Source organism: bacterium (assembly GCA_019637795.1).
Classification (GTDB): Bacteria; Desulfobacterota; Binatia; order HRBIN30; family CADEER01; genus JAHBUY01.
This window is the reverse complement of sequence record JAHBUY010000003.1, coordinates 514,957-531,353: the sequence shown is the minus strand read 5'-3', so window position 1 is coordinate 531,353 and position 16,397 is coordinate 514,957. Positions and strand designations below refer to the sequence as shown.

Here is a 16,397-nt window from a genome sequence, read left to right as displayed (position 1 = left end):
GCCGGTCGGACCGCCGGTCGGCGACCGCCACCGCTCCGTCAGGGGCTCAGTCGTCGCCGTAGACGGGCGCTCGCTTCTGCAGGAAGGCGCTGACGCCCTCGCGGAAGTCGTCGGTGCGGGTGCACAGGATCTGCGTCCGATCCTCGAGCGCGATCACCTGCTCGAGGCTGCCGGCGTCGAGGCTGGCGTTGAGGCACTCCTTCGTCAATCGCAGGCCCAACGGCGAGTTGCGCAGCATGTCCTCCGCCATCGCCTGGGTCGCTGCCTCGAGCTCGACATCAGGCACGACGCGCGACACCAGGCCGAGGCGCTCGGCGCGCGCCGCATCGATGAAGTTGCCGGTGAGCAGCAGCTCGGCAGCCACCGACGCCCCCACCATGCGCGGCAGGAAGTAGCTGACGCCGACGTCGCACGCCGACAGGCCCAGGCGGATGAACGCCGCGTTCATCCGCGCCGACTCGCCGGCGATGCGCACGTCGGCTCCCAGCGCCAGCGCGAAGCCGCCGCCGCACGCGGCGCCGTGCACGGCGGCGATGATCGGCTGCGGGGCGCGGCGCATCAGCATCACCAGCTCGCTGATGCGGCGCTGGCCTCGCAGCCCACCCTGCACCGAGCCGTCGATCCCGGCGCCCTGCTTGAGATCGAGGCCGGCGCAGAAGGCGCGCCCGGCGCCGCGCAGCACCACGAGCCGCGCGGCCCGACGTTCGTCGAGGCCGCTGAACAGCGTCCGCAGCTCGTCGACGAGCGTTGGATTCATCGCATTGAGCGACTCGGGGCGATTGAGCGTCACCCAGAGCGCGTGGCCGCGTTGCTCGGTGAGCAGGGTGGTGAAGGACATGAGGGCTCCTTTCGACAGCGGTGTCTGGACGGTGCTCCAGTAGCCGGGTGGCAACGGCGTGTGCACAACCCTATGCGGGGATCGGCGGGCGGGCGGCCGGTGAACGACTCAGCGCCTCTCCGCCACGCCGACGCCGTTCTTCGCCGCCCGCTTGACCGCGAACATCGCCTGATCCGCGGCCTGGAGCAGCGCCACGGCATCGCCGGCGTGGTGCGGGTAGACGGCCACGCCGATGGAGGCGGTGACGCAGGAGATGTCGATGTCGTTGCCGTCGACGGTGCGCGCGGCGGCGACCAGGTCGCGGATGCCTTCGGCGATCGCGATGCCGGTGGTCAGGTCGGTGTCCGGCAGGATGAAGGCGAACTCGTCGCCGCCGAAGCGGGTGGCGATGTCGCCCGGCCGCAGGCGTCCGGCCATCAGGCGGCCGAGGAACGCCAGCACCTGACTCCCGGTCGGGTGCCCGTAGCGGTCGACGACGTCTTTGAAGTGGTCGAAGTCGAGGACCAGCAGCGCCAGCGGTCGTCCGTCGGCGAGCAGCCGCGGCAGCAGCCGGTTCAGGCGGCGGGCGTTGCCCAACCCGGTCAGATCGTCGGTGACGGTCGCCTCCTCGAGCTGCCGGAACAGGCGCGCGTTTTCCATCGCGATCGCCGTGTGGTCGGCGAGGATCTGCGCCAGGCGGAGCTGGCGCTCGTCGAAGGGGCGGCCGTCGAGTCGGTTCATGACCTGGATCACCCCGAGCAGGACGCCCTTGCTGACCAGGGGCACGCACAGCATGGCGCGGGGCCGGAAGCTGGTGTGCGCTTCGATGGGGCGATGCCAGCGCGGGTCGGCGCTCGCGTCGTCGAGCAGCAGCGGCGTGCGATGGCGCGCCACCCAGCCGGCGATGCCGACGTCGGCGGGGAGGCGGAGACCATCCACGGCTCCGGGCTCCAGCCGCCGCGAGGCGGAGAACGCCAGCCCGCGGCCGGTCGGTTCGATGAGCAGGAGCGATGCCGCCTGACTCGGCACCGCCGCCGTCACCTCGGCCAGCAGGCCGCGCAGCGCGGCGGGATCTTTCGGCAGGCGCTGCGGGTCGCAGCGCGCCGCGATCGCCGCCGCGACGGCGTTCAGCGCCGCCTCGTCGGCGTCGCTGAACGGCTCCTCGTCGTAGCGGTCGGCGAGCTCGAGGACGCCGACCACCAGGCCGTCCCGCCAGACCGGAACGTCGAGCAGGTGGGCGGCGTGACGGCCGGCCAGCGCGCCGGCGCCGGCGCAGCGCGGGTCGGTGGACGGATCGGCGACGCGCGCCGGCCGGCCCGTACGCGCCACCCAGCTCGCCAGGCCGCCGGCGTAACGGGCCGGGGCGTCGTCGAACGTCGCCTCGCGCAGCGTCTCGGTCGCCGCGAACACCAACTCGTCACGGTCGGCGTCGTAGCGGAGGAGCGAGATCGCCTCCGCCGAGGCGAGCATCTTGATGCGGCCGAGGGCGATGCGGACGATCTCCGCGAGATCGAGGGTGGACGTCACCGCCGTGGTCATCTCGTTGATGACCTCGAGGTCGCGCGCGAGCACCTGCTCCGCGGGCGCGCTCATGCTCCTGCGCGTAGCACCGTCGCACCGTTGGTGCCACCGCGCGGATGGCGTATGGCGTAGAGCCTGGCGCACCGCGACGCACCGCGCATGTCTCAGCCATCCTCCGTTCGCGACCAACTCCATGCCGGGCCCGCCGACCGTCTGGACCGGGCGGTCGCGGCGGCCGCCGCGATCTCGCGCACGGCGGCGCGCGGCCTGATCGCCGCCGGGGCGGTGTTCCTCAACGGCCGCCGCTGCAAGGTCGCGTCGCGCACCGTCCATCCCGGCGATCGCCTGCGCGTCGGCAGTGCCGCTCCCACCCCGGCGCCGGCGTGTCTGCCGATCGTCTTCGAGGGCGACGGCGTGCTGGCGATCGACAAGCCGGCCGGCATGCCCTCGGCCCCGACGCGCGCCGCCGCGACCGGTACCGCGCTGACCACCCTGCAGGCGGCGCGTGGGCGCCGGCCACTGTGGCTGGTGCACCGGCTCGACGCCGCCGCGTCCGGCGTGATGCTCTTCGCCACCACCCGCGCCGCGGCGGCGGCGTTGTCGGCGGCGTTTCGCGATCAGCGGGTCGAGAAGCGCTACCTGGCGCTGGTCGACGGCTCGCCGGCGGCGGATGGCGGCGTGATCGAGGAGCCGCTGCTGGCGCGCGCCGGCCGCGCCCACGTCGACCCGCACGGGCGTCCGGCGCGCACCGCGTGGCGGGTGGCGGAACGCCGCGGCGCGACAACCGTCCTGGTGGTGGAGCCGAGCACCGGGCGCCTGCACCAGATCCGCGCCCACCTCGCGGCCATCGGCCATCCGATCGTCGGCGATCGTCTCTACGGCGGCTCGCCGGCGCCGCGCCTGATGTTGCACGCGCGCGATGTCGCCGTCGCCCTCGCCGGCCAGCGTCTGGCGATCAGCGCGCCGTGGACGCCCGGATAGCGGCGTCGGGCGTCCGCTCGGCGCCGGGCGCCACCATGCCGTGCAGCGCGAGGTCGCTGAGCGACGCGGCGACGTCCTCGATGGGGACGTTCTCCTGCTCGATCCACCAGGAGACGACCTGCAGCGACATGCCGATGAAGGCTTGGGCCCAGATCATCGCATCGCCCTCGCGCAGCGCGCCGGCTTTCATGCCGGCGGCGATGATCTCGTGCAGATCGCGGATGAAGCCTTCCTGGCAACGGCGCACGACGTCGTGGAACGACGCGCCGTGGCCGAACACGATGCGGAACAGCTCGCGGTTCTCCTGCGCGAAACGGAAGAACGTCAGCGTCCGCACCCGCGACTGCTCGATCGGGTCGGCGACGCTCGAGCGCACGCCGTCGAGCTCGGTCTTCAGCCGCGCCACCGTATCCTCGACCAGCTCGAGGAACAGCGCCTCCTTGGTCGGGTAGTAGAGGTAGAACGTTCCGACGCCCACCGACGCCGCGCGGGCGATGTCGACGATCTTGGTGCCGTGATAGCCCTTGGCGGCGAGGACGCGGCGCGCCGCGTCGAGCAGGGTGCGTGCCGTCTGCTCACGGCGGCGCTGCGAGCGATCCGTCGTTCCGCCGTTGTCCGGCTTGTGTTGCGACATGAGTACCAACTCGAACCAGAATTCGGTACGGTCCGCAAGAACTCCGACGGCGATTCGCGCGATGGGACTCGAATATATCCGGACGCGTCTGGCGGCTTTTCGACCGAGCGTCATCGACGAGCCCAAGGTCGCGCGCGCCGCCGTGGCGCTGGTGCTGGCGGAGGCCGCGCCCGATGTCGAGCTGCTGCTGATCCAACGCGCCATCCGCGACGACGACCCGTGGTCCGGGCACATGGCGCTGCCCGGCGGGCGCCGCGATCCGGGCGATGCCGATGCGATCGCCACCGCGACCCGTGAGACGCACGAGGAGGTGGGCGTCGACCTGCGCCACGGCGCCGAGGTGATCGGCCGCCTCGACGAGCTGCGCGCCGTCGCGCGTCACCGCCCGCTCGACCTGGTGATCACGCCGGTGGTCTTCGCGCTGCGGCACCCGGTCGCCCTGCGCCCGAGCCCGCGCGAGGTCGAGAGCGCGCTCTGGGTCCCGCTCTCGTTCCTCGCCTCCGCCGAGGCCGCCGCCACCTACGAGCGCACGCTCGACGGGATCACCAGCACGTTCCCCGCCTACCGCTACGGCCGCTATACGATCTGGGGTCTGACGCACCGCATCCTGCAGGGCTTCCTGGAGTTGGTGCGCGAGCCCGGCGTGGTCATGGGGTGACGCGGGGGCTCACCGGCGCTTCGCCTTCCGCGTCCCCATCTCGTCGAGCACCCGGTTCAGGGCGCGCGAGCGCGCGTCCCGCGTCACCATCGTGTTGCGAATGGCCTCGCGGCAGCGGCGCTGCACGGCGGCGGTGACGGCGATCTTGCGGAACAGCGCCTCCGCCTTGTCGCCGTGGTCGGGCTCGGCATAGGCGTGGACCTCGAAGTTCCGCACCGTGATGCCGTAGTGTTTTTTCAGCCCCTCGTACATCGTCTTGGCATAGCCCGAGCGCGCCGCCAGGCGCTCGCCGGCGAAGCCGAAGACGGCGAGCCCCTCCTCGTAGGAGCGGCGCACGTAGTACAGCATGGTGAACGTGACGCCGATCGTTTCCGGCAGCGGAACGTAGCGTTCCAACTCGTCGGCGGTGATGCCGAGCTGCTGGCACCACTCCCACTTCATGGCGACGTGGTTGGGATCGCGCAGGTAGCCGACCTCGTCGGCGAAGTTCTGGCACCAGTGCGCGTAGTGTTCGGAATGGTCCAGGGTCAGCGCGTCGGTGTCGGGCGCGTTGGCGATGAAGAGCGGGAACTCCGGCGTCATCCACTTCCCGAGGTAGTAGTACTCCTTGGCGAGCAGCTTCACGTATTCGAGCGGCGCGCTGCCGTCGCCGATCGCGGCGGTGCTGCGATCGCGCGCGGTGAAGGTCGCGGCGATCAGGCGATCGAGGTCGCGGAGGTAGGTGCCCACGGGCATCGGCCGCTCCTCGGCGACCGAGCGGATGACGTTTCGGAACTTGCCCCGGGTCCCTGCTGCCTTCGCCATGCCGTCTCCCTGCGCCCCGCGGCGCGGTTGCCTTCAATCGGTTGATTGAAATATCCGGGGACGTAGTCGACGTCATTGGGGCTGTCAATTTGTGAGCCGGGTGCCACAGGCCGGCGGGGGCGTGTCATGCGATTGAAGGACCAGGTAGCGATCGTCACCGGGGGCGGGCAGGGGATCGGGCGCGCCTACGCGCTGCGCTTCGCGCGCGAGGGGGCCACGGTGGTGGTGGCCGACATCAACCTCGAGCACGCGCAGGCGGTGGCGGCCGAGGCGGAGGGCAGCGGCGCGCCGGGCGTCGCGATTCGCGTCGATGTCAGCGACGAGACGAGCTGCCACGCCCTGGCGACGGCGACCGTCGAGCGCTTCGGGCGCATCGACGTGCTGGTCAACAACGCCGCCATCTTCCACGGCCTCGATCGCGGTAACCAGTCGCTCGACTACTTCAACAAGATCCTGTCGGTGAACATGACCGGGGTCTGGCTGATGACCCGCGCCGTCGAGCGCACCATGAAGCACCAGCGCCGCGGCAAGATCATCAACCAGTCGTCGACCGCCGCCTACATGAGCAACGTCGGCTTCATCGACACCAGCAACCCGGACCAGCCCTCGCCGCCCTTCCATTACAGTCTGGCGAAGCTCGGTGTCAGCGGCCTGACCAAGTTCTTCGCCGGCGCCCTCGGCCCCTTCGGCATCAACGTCAATGCCATCTGTCCCGGCGTGACTCTGACCGAGGCGACCAGGACGGTCGTGCCCGAGCAGATCATGCAGGCCATCGTCGGCAACACCGCGCTCAAGCGCGCCCTGCAGCCGGAGGACCTGACCGGCACCGCGGTATTCCTCGCCTCCGCCGACAGCGACCTGATGACCGGCCAGGTGCTGGTGGTGGACGGCGGGATGGTGATGCTGGGGTGAGTCGGAGGTTGTTAGGTTGTTAGCCTTGATGCGACAAAAGACTTTCACCACGGAGGCACGGAGACACGGAGAGTACTGATCTCGAAGCCCGCCCAGTGGTCCTCCCAAAGTTCATTAGAAATGGAGTGAGAAGAGGCCCCGCGCCTTCGCTATGGCACCGAGCCCTCCGTGTCTCCGTGCCTCCGTGTGAGGAGTTTTCTGTCTCACCAAGGTTAGTTGTCAGCCAGAGGTTCGGATCGGATTGGCCTGACAACCAACACCCCAACAGCTAGCAACCTGTCCGCTCACATGCCCATCGGCGCGATCCAGATGATGTCGCCGTTGTTGTCGTTGCCGAGGAACATACGGCCGTCGGGGGCGAAGGTGATGTTCGCCGGCCGCCCGTGGATGCGTCGGCCGTTGTCCCAGCCGGTGGCGAACTCGGCGAACGACCCAGGGCTCTCCAGCGGCAGCTCGGAGCCCATGATGACCTCGCCGGTGATCGGGTCCATGCCGATGCTGACGATGCGCGCGCCCTCCCACGTGCCGAACACGCCGTGCATCGGCACGTAGACGCGGTTGTTCCAGGGCGGCGGCCAGCTCGCGGGAGCGAAGTCGAGGTCGAAGGGCGTGTGCCCGACGACGAAGGCGCCCCCCTCGGCGTCGACCTCGGAGCAGTCGGGCACCGGCGTGAGGTCGGGGTAGGGCTGGTTCGCCGTGGCGCAGCAGGGATGGCCCCAGTCGTCGCCCTCGCGCACCGGCACCAGCTTCTCGCGCCCGCCGACGGCGGCCGTGTAGTCGCGCGCCAACTCGATCGCGAAGCAGCGGTTGAAGCCGCGCGCGCAGCGGATGGCGATCGGGTTGCGAAAGCCCTTGGCGATCTGCCGACCGCCCGGGGTACCGTCCACGGCGACGATGCCGCCGCGGAACGGATGATCGGGCTCGCAGTTCTCGCTCTGCTCGCCGCCGTTGGACACGTAGATCGTGCCGTCGTCGGCGATGTCGAGCACTTTCGGCCAGTGCAGCCGTGACTCGTAGTAGCCGTTGGCCCGGTTGATATTGATCACTTCCTCCGCGGGCCCGCCCGGCGTCCGATCGCCGGCGCTGTACGGGACGCGCAGGATGCGCAGGCGATCCTGGTAGTAGAAGTACCCGTTCGCGAACATGATGCCCTGCGTCGACGGCAGGTTGCCGATGAACGTCAGGGCGGCGTCGGCCAGCCCGTCCAGGTCGTCGTCCGGCAGGATGACGACCGCGTCACGCCCGAGGTCGCCGCGACCGCCGGTGGTCAGCGTGCTCGGCGAGGCCGCAAAGAGCTCGCCGCTGGGCGCGACCCGCATCTGCCGCACGTTGCCGACGTTGGCGTAGTAGTGGGCGCAGAAGCCGACCGGCAGATGCAGGAACGAGAGGTCGGGTGTCGTCGGGCCGCCGGGCACCAGGACCGTTCCCTGCTCCGTGAACTGCAGCGAGCCGGGCAGGTCGCAGAACGGCTTGAACGGCCCGCTGGTCGGCGTCGGCGACGGGGTTTCGGACGGCGGAGCCGTCGGCGTGTCCGCCAGGACGGTCGGCGTGTCGACGGGCGCGGTCGGCGTGTCGGCGGCACTGGTCGGCGTCGGGCAGCCGCCGAGCGCATTGGCGACCGCCAACACCAGCTCGTTGATGGTGATGCTGTCGCTCCGGTCGGCGTCGAAGACCGGGCAGCTCGCCAGATTGCCGTTGCCGAGGGCGATGCTCACGCCCTGGATCAGCTCGTCGATGCTGACGCTGCCGCCGCCGTCGCAGTCGCCGACGCAGGCGGTGGCCGGTCGGCCGGCGAGACAGAGGAGTCCGAGGATGGCGGTGGCGATGACCCTGCGCATCCATGGACCCTACTGGAGCGCCTTGCCTTCAGGCAACGGCGCCGCGTCCCGGCGCGGTCGAGCTCACCTCTGGCAGCGCGGGCAGTAGAAGGTGCTGCGGCCGGCCAGGACGATGCGTTTGATCAGGGCGCCGCAGGCGCCGCAGGGCTGGCCGGCGCGGTCGTAGACGGCGTGATGCACCTGGAAATAGCCGGGGTTGCCGTTGCCGTCGCGGTAGTCGGAGATCGAGCTGCCGCCGAGGGCGACCGCCCGTTCGAGCACCGCGCGCAGCGCGTCGGCCAGGCGCGCCAGCTCGGCTCGGGTCAGCGCCGAAGCGCGCCGGCGCGGGCGCACGCCGGCCTGGAACAGGGCTTCGCTGGCGTAGATGTTGCCGACCCCGCCGAGCGCGCGCTGGTCCATCAGCACGCACTTGATCGGCGCCCGGCGGCGAGTGAGCGCCCGCCACTCGGCGAGCGTCGGCGCGTCGGCCAGGGGATCGGGGCCGACGGCGCGCAGCTCGCCGAGCTCGTCGCGTCGTCCGATCCGCATGAGGCCGAAGCGGCGCGGATCATTGAAGACGAGCTGGCGGCCGCGGTCGAGCGCGATGGCCACGTGGTCGTGGCGAGCCGGCCGCGTCGCGCTCGCGGTGAGGCACAGGCTGCCGCTCATGCCGAGGTGGACGAGCAGGACGCGATCGTCGTCGAGCGTGAAGAGCAGGTACTTGCCGCGCCGCTCGATGTCGGTGACCGTCCGGCCGCGCATCTGCGCCGCGAAATCGCCGGCCAGCGGGCGGCGGAGACGGTATTCGCGCACCGTGACGTCGACGACGCGGGCGCCGACGACGTCGGCGAGCAGCGAGCGGCGCGTCGTCTCGACCTCCGGCAGCTCCGGCATGGCGTCTCAGGGGGTCTCGCTGTCGCCGGCCACGGCATCGAGCGCATCGGCGAGCTGGACGAACTGCGCCGGCGTCAGCGTCTCCGGGCGCGCCCGCGGATCGAGCCCGAGGGCCGTCAGCGCGCGGCGCGGATCGTCGCTGAGCGGGGCGATGACGTTCACGAGCTGCTTGCGGCGGCGGGCGAAGGCGGTGCGCACGACGCCGCGCAGGGCGCGGCGCCGCGCCGCGTCGAGCGGCGGCGGGCGGCGCGGCGTGATCACCACCACCGCCGACTCGACCTTCGGCACCGGCGCGAAGGCACGGGCCGGCACGCGCAGCGCGATCCGCGCCTCGGCGATCGCCTGCACGACGACCGACAGCGCGCCGTACGTCTTGCCGCCGGGCGCCGCGCACAGGCGCTCGGCGACCTCGCGCTGCAGCATCAGCACCAGGCGCCCGAACAGCTCCGGCGTGCCGAGGAGCTGCATGAGCACCGGCGTCGAGATGTTGTACGGCAGGTTGGCGATGACCGTCGCCGGCGCGTCGCGGCCGAGCACCTCGGCGAGGTCGAGGCGCAGGACGTCGCCCTCGATCAGCTCGACGTGCGGAGTGCCGGCGAAGCGGGTGCGCAGCGCGGCGGCGAGATCGCGGTCGACCTCGACCAGCACCAGGCGGGCACAGCGCGCCGCCAGCAGCGCCGTCAGGGCGCCGCGCCCGGGGCCGATCTCGAGCACGCGCTCGTCGCCGCGCAGCGCCGCGAGCTCGACGATGCGCTCGGCGATGCCGGGTTGGACGAGGAAGTGCTGGCCGAAGCGCTTGCGCGCGAACGGGGCGGTCACGGCGTGAGCGGGCGCGGCTGGGTGAGATCGGCGACGGCGGTGGCGTTGAGCGTCAGGTCATCGCGCTCGCCGCGCGCCAGCCGGTGGTGGGCGGCGAGGCCGATCATCGCCGCGTTGTCGGTGCAGTAGCGCAGCGAGGGAATGACGAGGTCGATGCCGCGCTCGCCGGCCGCGGCGGCCGCGCGGGCGCGCAGGCGCGAGTTGGCGGATACGCCGCCGGCGAGCACCAGCCGCTCGGCGTTGCAGGCGTCGGCGGCGGCGAACGACTGCTCGAGCAGCATGTCGATCACCGCCTCCTGGAAGCTGGCGGCGATATCGGGGTGGTCCTCCTCGTCGGCGCCGTGCTCGCGCACGTGCAGCGCGACCGCCGTCTTGATGCCGCTGAAGCTGAAGTCGAAGCGGCGCCGGCCGGCCGGCTTCAGGCGGGCGCGCGGAAAGCGGATCGCCTCGGCGTCGCCGCGTCGCGCCAGCGCGTCGAGCACGCGGCCGCCCGGGTATCCGAGGCCGAGCAGCTTGGCGACCTTGTCGAACGCCTCGCCGGCGGCATCGTCGCGGGTGGCGCCGAGCAGCTCGTAGTCGCCGAGGGCGCGTGCCAGGTAGAGACTGGTGTGGCCGCCGGAGACGAGCAGCGCCACGTAGGGGAAGGCGACGACCTGCTCGAGCTGCACCGAGAGCAGGTGTCCCTCGAGGTGGTTGACGCCGATGAAGGGCAGGCGGCGCGCGTAGGCGATCGCCTTGGCGGCGCAGAGGCCGACCAACAGGGAGCCCACCAGGCCGGGTCCGTAGGTCGCGGCGACGGCATCGATGTCGTCGAGGGCCGCTCCCGCGTCGGCGAGCGCCCGGGCGATCGTCGGGGTGATGGCGCGGATGTGGCTGCGCGACGCCAGCTCCGGCACGACGCCGCCGTACTCGCGGTGGACGTCGTCCTGCGAGGCGACGATGCTCGAGCGCACCGCGCCGTCCTCGAGCACCGCCGCCGCGGTGTCGTCGCAGGAGCTCTCGATCGCGAGCAGCCTCATGGCGGGCTGCCGCCGCTGGTGCGGGCGAGCCCGGCGAGCGCCGCGGGATTGCCGGGCGACGCCTGCGCCGCGCGCAGGTACGCCTGGCGCGCGTCGGCGAAACGGCCGGCGGCCTCGTAGGCATTGCCCTGCAGGACCCGGGCGCGGCACGTCCACTCGGGGGAGGTGCCGGCGCTGAGCGCGGCGGCGCGGTCGGCGAAGGCGATGGCCTGGTCGTAGCTGCGGGTGCGGAAGTGGACCTGGGCGAGGAAGAAGTAGGCGTAGGGGTTGGTGGGGTCGATGGCGATGGCGCGCTCGAGTTGCTCGAGCGCCGCGGCATCGTCGCCGGCGGCGAGGCGGACGCGCGCCGCGTCGGCGAGGCGGGTCGCGGCCGCGACGTTGGGCGGGGTGTCGGGGCGGATGGTGTCGAGCGGCGACGGCAGGGCGGACGTCGCCGGAGTCGGCTGGCCGGTGGCGGGCGGGATCGCGCCCGTCGCGGGTCCATTGGCCGCACCGCCGACCGCCGGCTCCGGTGTCTCGGTCGGGGGCGGAGTCGTCGCGGCCATTTCCGGCAGATCCTCCTCCGAGAACGAGCGCGACGCGACCGTCGGCCGCGGTTCGTCGTGCGGCACCACGCGCGGTGGCGGATCGGGATCGGCATCGAGGGGAAGCGGCGCGACCCGCGGCCGGCACCCCGCCAGGGCACAGGCGAGCACGCTCAGGACGGCGAGGGCGTGGGAGCGGTGTCGCTGTGGGCGGGGCATGGCGCGGTCGGCTCGCGGCCGCGCGGGAAGGCCTCGAGCACGGTGTCGGGGCAGCGCGCGGTGGCGATGCCTCCCGTGTATGGGTCGATCCGCACCAAGGCAACACCGGCCGGCGGCACGAAGTCCGATGGCGGCGAGCCCGCGGTTGCCGACTGCATGAAGGCGGTCCAGATCGGCAGCGCGGCCTCGGCGCCGGTCATGCCGAGCGGCTCGCCGTCGTCGAAGCCGACCCACACGACGGCGACCAGGTCGGGCGTGAAGCCGGCGAACCAGGCGTCGCGGCCGTCGTTGGTGGTGCCGGTCTTGCCCGCCGCCGGCCGGGTGAAGCCCCGACTGCGGGCGGCGCGGCCGGTGCCGCGGTCGAGCACGCCCTGCATCAGGTAGGTGACGAGAAAGGCCGCTTCGGGACTGGCGGCGCGCGTGACGGCGAGCGGGTGGCGTTCGACCACCTGGCCCTGGCGATCGACGACCTTGGTGATGGCGCGGGCGGTGGCGCGCAGGCCCTGGTTGGCGAGCACGGCATAGACCTGCGCCACCTCGAACGGCGTCACCTCGGCGGCGCCGAGGACGACCGACGGCACCTCGGGCAGCGGGCTGTCGATGCCGGCGCGGCGGGCCGCGTCGATGATCGCCGGCAATCCGGTGCGCTCGGCGAGGCGGGCGGTCGCCGCGTTCAGGGACTGCTCGAGCGCGGTGCGGGCCGGCACGAGCCCGAGGTAGCGGTTGCCGTAGTTGGCCGGTCGCCAGACCTGGCCGTCATAGCGCCAGTCGAAGGGCGCATCGAGCAGCTCGGTGCGGGCGGTGAGCGGTTCACCGTCGCGCTCGGCGCGCTCGTAGGCGGCGAGGAAGACGATCGGCTTGAACACCGACCCCGGCTGGCGGTGCGCCTGGGTGGCGCGGTTGAACTGCGAGGCGGCGTAGTCGCGGCCGCCGACCATCGCGATGACGCCACCGGTCTGCGGCCGCAGCGCGATCAACGCGGCCTGGACGCGGCGGCTCGGGTCGGCGGTGAGGGCCGGATGCCGACGCTCGAGCTCGGCGAGCCCGTCGCGCACGGCCTCCACGGCCTGTTGCTGCAGCTCGACGTCGAGGCTGGTGGAGATGCCGAGGCCGCGCGTCGTCAGCAGCTCGCCCGGATAGGCGCTCTCCAGCTCGCCGCGCAGGTAGTCGACGAAATAGGGCGCGGCATTGCCGGTCGCCAGCCGCGGCGCGCGCGGCAGCGGCTCGGCGAGCGCGGCGCGATACTGCGCCTCGTCGATGGCGCCGTCGTCGCGCAGCAGGCCGAGGACGACGTCGCGGCGGGCGCGCGCCCGATCGGGCCAGCGGAACGGCGAATAGAGATTCGGGGCGCGGATCATGCCGGCGAGGAGGGCGATCTCGCCGACCGTGAGCTCGTCGGGGCGGCGCGCGAAGTAGAACTGCGCCGCCTCCCAGACGCCGAAGACGCCCTGCACGCCGTTCTGGCCGAGGTAGATCTCGTTCAGATAGGCGTCGAGGATCTCGTTCTTCTCGTAGCGGCGCTCGACCAGCAGCGCCATCGTCGCCTCGGTGAGCTTGCGCCGCAGGGTGCGCTCCTCGCTGAGGAAGAAATTCTTGATGAGCTGCTGGGTGAGGGTCGAGCCGCCCTGGACGACGCCGCCGCTGCGCACGTTGGTGGCGGCGGCGCGCAGGATGCCCATCGGATCGATGCCATGGTGCTCGTAGAAGCGCCGATCCTCGACCAGCAGCACGGCGCGTGGCAGCAGCGGCGGCAGGGCGTCGAGGTGGACCTCGCGGCGCGCCTCGAACGTGGTGTCGAACAGGCCGCTGACGACTTCCGGTTCGAGCTGCAGCGAGAACAGCTCCTCGCCCGAGCGCGGATCGCGCATCGCGGTGAGCACGCCGCCGTCGACGGTGAGGTGGACGGCGTGCTCGCTCGGCGGCTCGCCCGGATAAGCGAGGTCGTGCAGGACGAGGTCGAAGCCGTCGCTGGTCTGGCGGTAGTCGCCCTTGCGCAGCGGCGCCGGCCCCTCGGCGCGGCGATAGCCGAGGCGCTGCAGGCGGTCGAGGAAGCCGGCCGCCGTCAGGTCGAGGCCGGGATAGAGCAGGAAGGCATCGCTGTAGATGCGCGACGGAAAATCCCAGCGGCGGCCGTTGAGGGTCTCGACGACCTGCCGGTCGAGCGCATGGAGGATCGGGAGGGCGATGACCGCCGCGACGAGGAGCAGGACCGCGCCGGCGGCGGCGACGATGCCCAGCGCGCGGCGCCACCGCCTCATGCGTCGCCCCCCGCGGCTCGCTCTCATCGGCTCCTCGCGCGTCCCCTACGCTCGGAGGGAACGGCCGAATGCGCCGTCGCGGACGCAGCCGCCCCGCGACGACGAACCCCGATCACCCGGGCGTCGCCGGGCCGGAGGGCACGAAGAGACACCGACGACCATGCCGCCCATGCGGAAGGCGGATTGGCGATCGCCGCTGCGTGCGCTGCTCGGTCATCGGGAGTCGCGTGTGCAGCAACCCGCCGGCACCGCGGTCGGTGCCGGCGGGTGGGGCGAGTTACTCCTGCGCGTCCTTCGATGGCTTGAGCGCCATGAAGATCGTGTTGTCGCCGCGGCGGACCAGCAGCAGCGCGCTCTTGCCCTTTTCGAGCTTCTTGAGCGCCTTCTTGTAGGCGGCCTCGTTGGCGACCGGGGAGCGGTTGACCTCGAGGATGACGTCGCCGCGCTGCAGGCCGGCGTCATCGGCCGGGCTGCCCTGTTCGATGCCGGCGACGACCACGCCCTTGGTCTTGGGATCGATGCCGAGGCTCTCGGCGATCTCGGGGGTCAGGTTCTGCACCGCGATGCCGAGCTCGGAGGAGCCACCGGCGGCGACCGCCACTTCCTCCTCCTTCAGCTCGCCGACCGTGACGGTCAGGGTCTTCTCGACGCCGTCGCGCACGATCCGCATCTCGGCCCGCTTGCCGATCGGCGTGCGCGCCACGAGCAGCGGCAGGTCGGTGGATTCCTTCACCGGGTGTCCGTCGAACTCGACGATGACGTCGCCGACCTGCACGCCCGCCTCGCCCGCGGGGGTGTCGTTCATCACGTCGGCGACCAGTGCGCCGTGCGACGAGTCCAGCTTGAGCGACTCGGCGATCTCCGGCGTGACCTTCTGAATGTAGACGCCGAGCCAGCCGCGGACGACCTTCCCCTTGTCCTTGAGCTGCGGGATCAGCTCCTTCGCGAGGTTGATGGGGATGGCGAAGCCGATGCCGATGTTGCCGCCGGAGCGGCTGTAGATGGCGGAGTTGATGCCCACCACCTCGCCCCTGAGGTTGACCAGCGGGCCGCCCGAGTTGCCGGGATTGATGGCGGCGTCGGTCTGGATGAAGTCGTCATAGCTGCCCTGACCGATGAAGCGGCCCTTGGCGCTGACGATGCCGGCGGTGACGGTGTTGCTGAGGCCGAACGGGTTGCCGATGGCGAAGATCCAGTCGCCGACCCGCAGCTTGTCGGAGTCGCCGAGTCTCACCGGCGTGAGCTTCTCGCCATTGGGGTCGATGCGGATCACGGCGAGGTCGGTCTTCTGGTCGCGGCCCACGACCTTGGCCTTGTACTCCTTGTCGGTGGCGGTCTGGACGACGATCTCGTCGGCGTTTTCCACGACGTGGTTATTGGTGACGATCAGGCCATCGGCATCGATGACGAATCCGGAGCCGAGGCTGCGCTGCTTCTGCTTGCGCGGTTGGCCGAAATAGCGCTCGAACGGCTCCCAGAACTCGCGGTACTGCTCGTTGGGATCACCGCCACCGCCCGGCCCGCCGGGGCCTCCCGGGCCTCTCGGCCCGCCAAACCCGTGCGGGATCGGACCCTGCGGGCCCGAGGTCTCGGTGGCGACGGTCGAGATGTTGACCACGGCCGGCCGCAACTGCTCGGCGAGATCGGCGAAGTTGGGCAGGGATCCGGCCGCGCCGCCGGTCGAGGTCGCCGGCGCGCTCGACGCGTCGGGGGCGGCGGGCTGGGGCGCCTGCTCGGCCGCCGGCGACGGCTCCTCGTTGCCCCAGAAGCGGATGGCGTGGGCGGGTGCGCCGAAGCCGGCGGTGATGGCGAGTGCGACGGCGACGAGCGCCGAGCGCACGGCCACTCGGACGCGGCGCTGGCGCGACTGCGAATGCATACGGGATCTCCTTGTGAGGTGGTGGGTGGGGGGAGTGCGCACGTGCGGCGCGTCAGCGGTTGGCGCGCTCGACGTATTTCATGCGTAGATCATACAGGGCGCCTTCCAGCAGCGCCGCTTCCCGGGCGTCGAGATTGCCGCGGGTCTTGTCCTGCAGAATGCCCAGGATGTCGATGAACTGCCGCGCTCCCTCGAGATCGACCGCGGTCCGGCCCTGCACCGGATCGGGGATCTCACCGAGGAGCGCCAGCGCCTGCGTGCTGAGGCTGATCACGAAGGTGGCGAAGGACAGCTCGGCGTGCGCGTGCTCGTGGTGCGAGGGCGCTTCAGCGGCGGGCGCGGCGGGGGGCGGCTCGGGGGCGGCGGCCGGCGCTGGTTCGGCCGGCGCGGCCTCGCTCTCGGCCCGCGCCTCGCCGGTGGCGGAGAATCGCCGCCGATCCTGCACCTTGAAGGGCTTGTCGGAGTCCCGTTCCTCGCTTCCCATGTCTGCCGTGCCCCTCAGATCGCCGCCGGTCGGCGGAGCATCTCGTCACTCGATCTCGGCGCCGCATCGATGCGCGGACGGGATTGGCGCGCCGCGCTGAATGAGGTCAGGTGCCCGCGTCCCGCCCGTCGAGCGACGGAGCGGTCGCGTCGGGCCG

Annotated in this window: 15 protein-coding genes; 3 read left to right on the top strand and 12 right to left on the bottom strand. The window is 71.9% G+C overall.

Annotation, left to right across the window (positions count from 1 at the left end; genetic code table 11):
- Nucleotides 1–46 precede the first annotated feature (46 nt).
- Complete coding sequence (locus tag KF840_12275) at nucleotides 47–838, bottom strand: enoyl-CoA hydratase/isomerase family protein (protein MBX3025674.1); 792 nt, start codon at nucleotides 836–838, stop codon at nucleotides 47–49.
- Between the two features lie 108 nt (nucleotides 839–946).
- A complete protein-coding gene (locus tag KF840_12270) occupies nucleotides 947–2,410 on the bottom strand; it encodes a sensor domain-containing diguanylate cyclase (GenBank protein MBX3025673.1) in 1,464 nt (487 codons plus the stop codon).
- 87 nt (nucleotides 2,411–2,497) lie between these two features.
- Between KF840_12270 and KF840_12265 the strand changes: the two genes are divergently transcribed.
- Nucleotides 2,498–3,319, top strand: a complete 822-nt coding sequence (locus KF840_12265) for an RluA family pseudouridine synthase (GenBank protein MBX3025672.1) — start codon at nucleotides 2,498–2,500, stop codon at nucleotides 3,317–3,319.
- Here KF840_12265 and KF840_12260 read toward each other — a convergent pair.
- Entirely contained in the window at nucleotides 3,294–3,953 is a 660-nt protein-coding gene (locus KF840_12260) for a TetR/AcrR family transcriptional regulator (protein MBX3025671.1), read from the bottom strand. The two genes, KF840_12265 and KF840_12260, sit on opposite strands and share 26 nt — an antisense overlap.
- A gap of 61 nt (nucleotides 3,954–4,014) precedes the next feature.
- Between KF840_12260 and KF840_12255 the strand changes: the two genes are divergently transcribed.
- Complete coding sequence (locus KF840_12255; protein ID MBX3025670.1) at nucleotides 4,015–4,611, top strand: CoA pyrophosphatase; 597 nt, start codon at nucleotides 4,015–4,017, stop codon at nucleotides 4,609–4,611.
- 9 nt (nucleotides 4,612–4,620) lie between these two features.
- On the opposite strand, the gene KF840_12250 is transcribed toward KF840_12255, so the two are convergent.
- A complete protein-coding gene (locus tag KF840_12250; GenBank protein MBX3025669.1) occupies nucleotides 4,621–5,415 on the bottom strand; it encodes an iron-containing redox enzyme family protein in 795 nt (264 codons plus the stop codon).
- A gap of 126 nt (nucleotides 5,416–5,541) precedes the next feature.
- Here KF840_12250 and KF840_12245 point away from each other — a divergent pair, with 126 nt between their 5' ends.
- Complete coding sequence (locus KF840_12245) at nucleotides 5,542–6,327, top strand: SDR family oxidoreductase (GenBank protein MBX3025668.1); 786 nt, start codon at nucleotides 5,542–5,544, stop codon at nucleotides 6,325–6,327.
- Nucleotides 6,328–6,611: 284 nt separating this feature from the next.
- On the opposite strand, the gene KF840_12240 is transcribed toward KF840_12245, so the two are convergent.
- The 8 genes from KF840_12240 to KF840_12205 form a co-directional block, all read right to left on the bottom strand.
- A complete protein-coding gene (locus tag KF840_12240; GenBank protein MBX3025667.1) occupies nucleotides 6,612–8,165 on the bottom strand; it encodes a hypothetical protein in 1,554 nt (517 codons plus the stop codon).
- 63 nt (nucleotides 8,166–8,228) lie between these two features.
- Nucleotides 8,229–9,038, bottom strand: coding sequence for a bifunctional DNA-formamidopyrimidine glycosylase/DNA-(apurinic or apyrimidinic site) lyase (gene mutM, locus KF840_12235; GenBank protein ID MBX3025666.1), 810 nt, complete (start codon nucleotides 9,036–9,038; stop codon nucleotides 8,229–8,231).
- Nucleotides 9,039–9,044: 6 nt separating this feature from the next.
- Complete coding sequence (gene rsmA / locus KF840_12230) at nucleotides 9,045–9,857, bottom strand: ribosomal RNA small subunit methyltransferase A (GenBank protein ID MBX3025665.1); 813 nt, start codon at nucleotides 9,855–9,857, stop codon at nucleotides 9,045–9,047.
- The gene (gene tsaD, locus KF840_12225) at nucleotides 9,854–10,876 is read right to left on the bottom strand and encodes a tRNA (adenosine(37)-N6)-threonylcarbamoyltransferase complex transferase subunit TsaD (GenBank protein MBX3025664.1); all 1,023 of its coding nucleotides are present in this window, start codon (nucleotides 10,874–10,876) and stop codon (nucleotides 9,854–9,856) included. Before tsaD ends, rsmA begins: the two co-directional genes overlap by 4 nt.
- Nucleotides 10,873–11,619, bottom strand: a complete 747-nt coding sequence (locus KF840_12220) for a tetratricopeptide repeat protein (GenBank protein MBX3025663.1) — start codon at nucleotides 11,617–11,619, stop codon at nucleotides 10,873–10,875. The genes tsaD and KF840_12220 overlap by 4 nt, the downstream gene beginning before the upstream one ends.
- Nucleotides 11,574–13,877, bottom strand: a complete 2,304-nt coding sequence (locus tag KF840_12215) for a PBP1A family penicillin-binding protein (protein MBX3025662.1) — start codon at nucleotides 13,875–13,877, stop codon at nucleotides 11,574–11,576. Before KF840_12215 ends, KF840_12220 begins: the two co-directional genes overlap by 46 nt.
- 277 nt (nucleotides 13,878–14,154) lie before the next feature.
- Nucleotides 14,155–15,756: a DegQ family serine endoprotease gene (locus KF840_12210; GenBank protein MBX3025661.1), complete on the bottom strand. Its 1,602-nt coding sequence runs from the start codon at nucleotides 15,754–15,756 to the stop codon at nucleotides 14,155–14,157.
- 52 nt (nucleotides 15,757–15,808) lie between these two features.
- Nucleotides 15,809–16,240, bottom strand: coding sequence for a DUF1844 domain-containing protein (locus tag KF840_12205; GenBank protein ID MBX3025660.1), 432 nt, complete (start codon nucleotides 16,238–16,240; stop codon nucleotides 15,809–15,811).
- Between the last annotated feature and the right edge of the window lie 157 nt (nucleotides 16,241–16,397).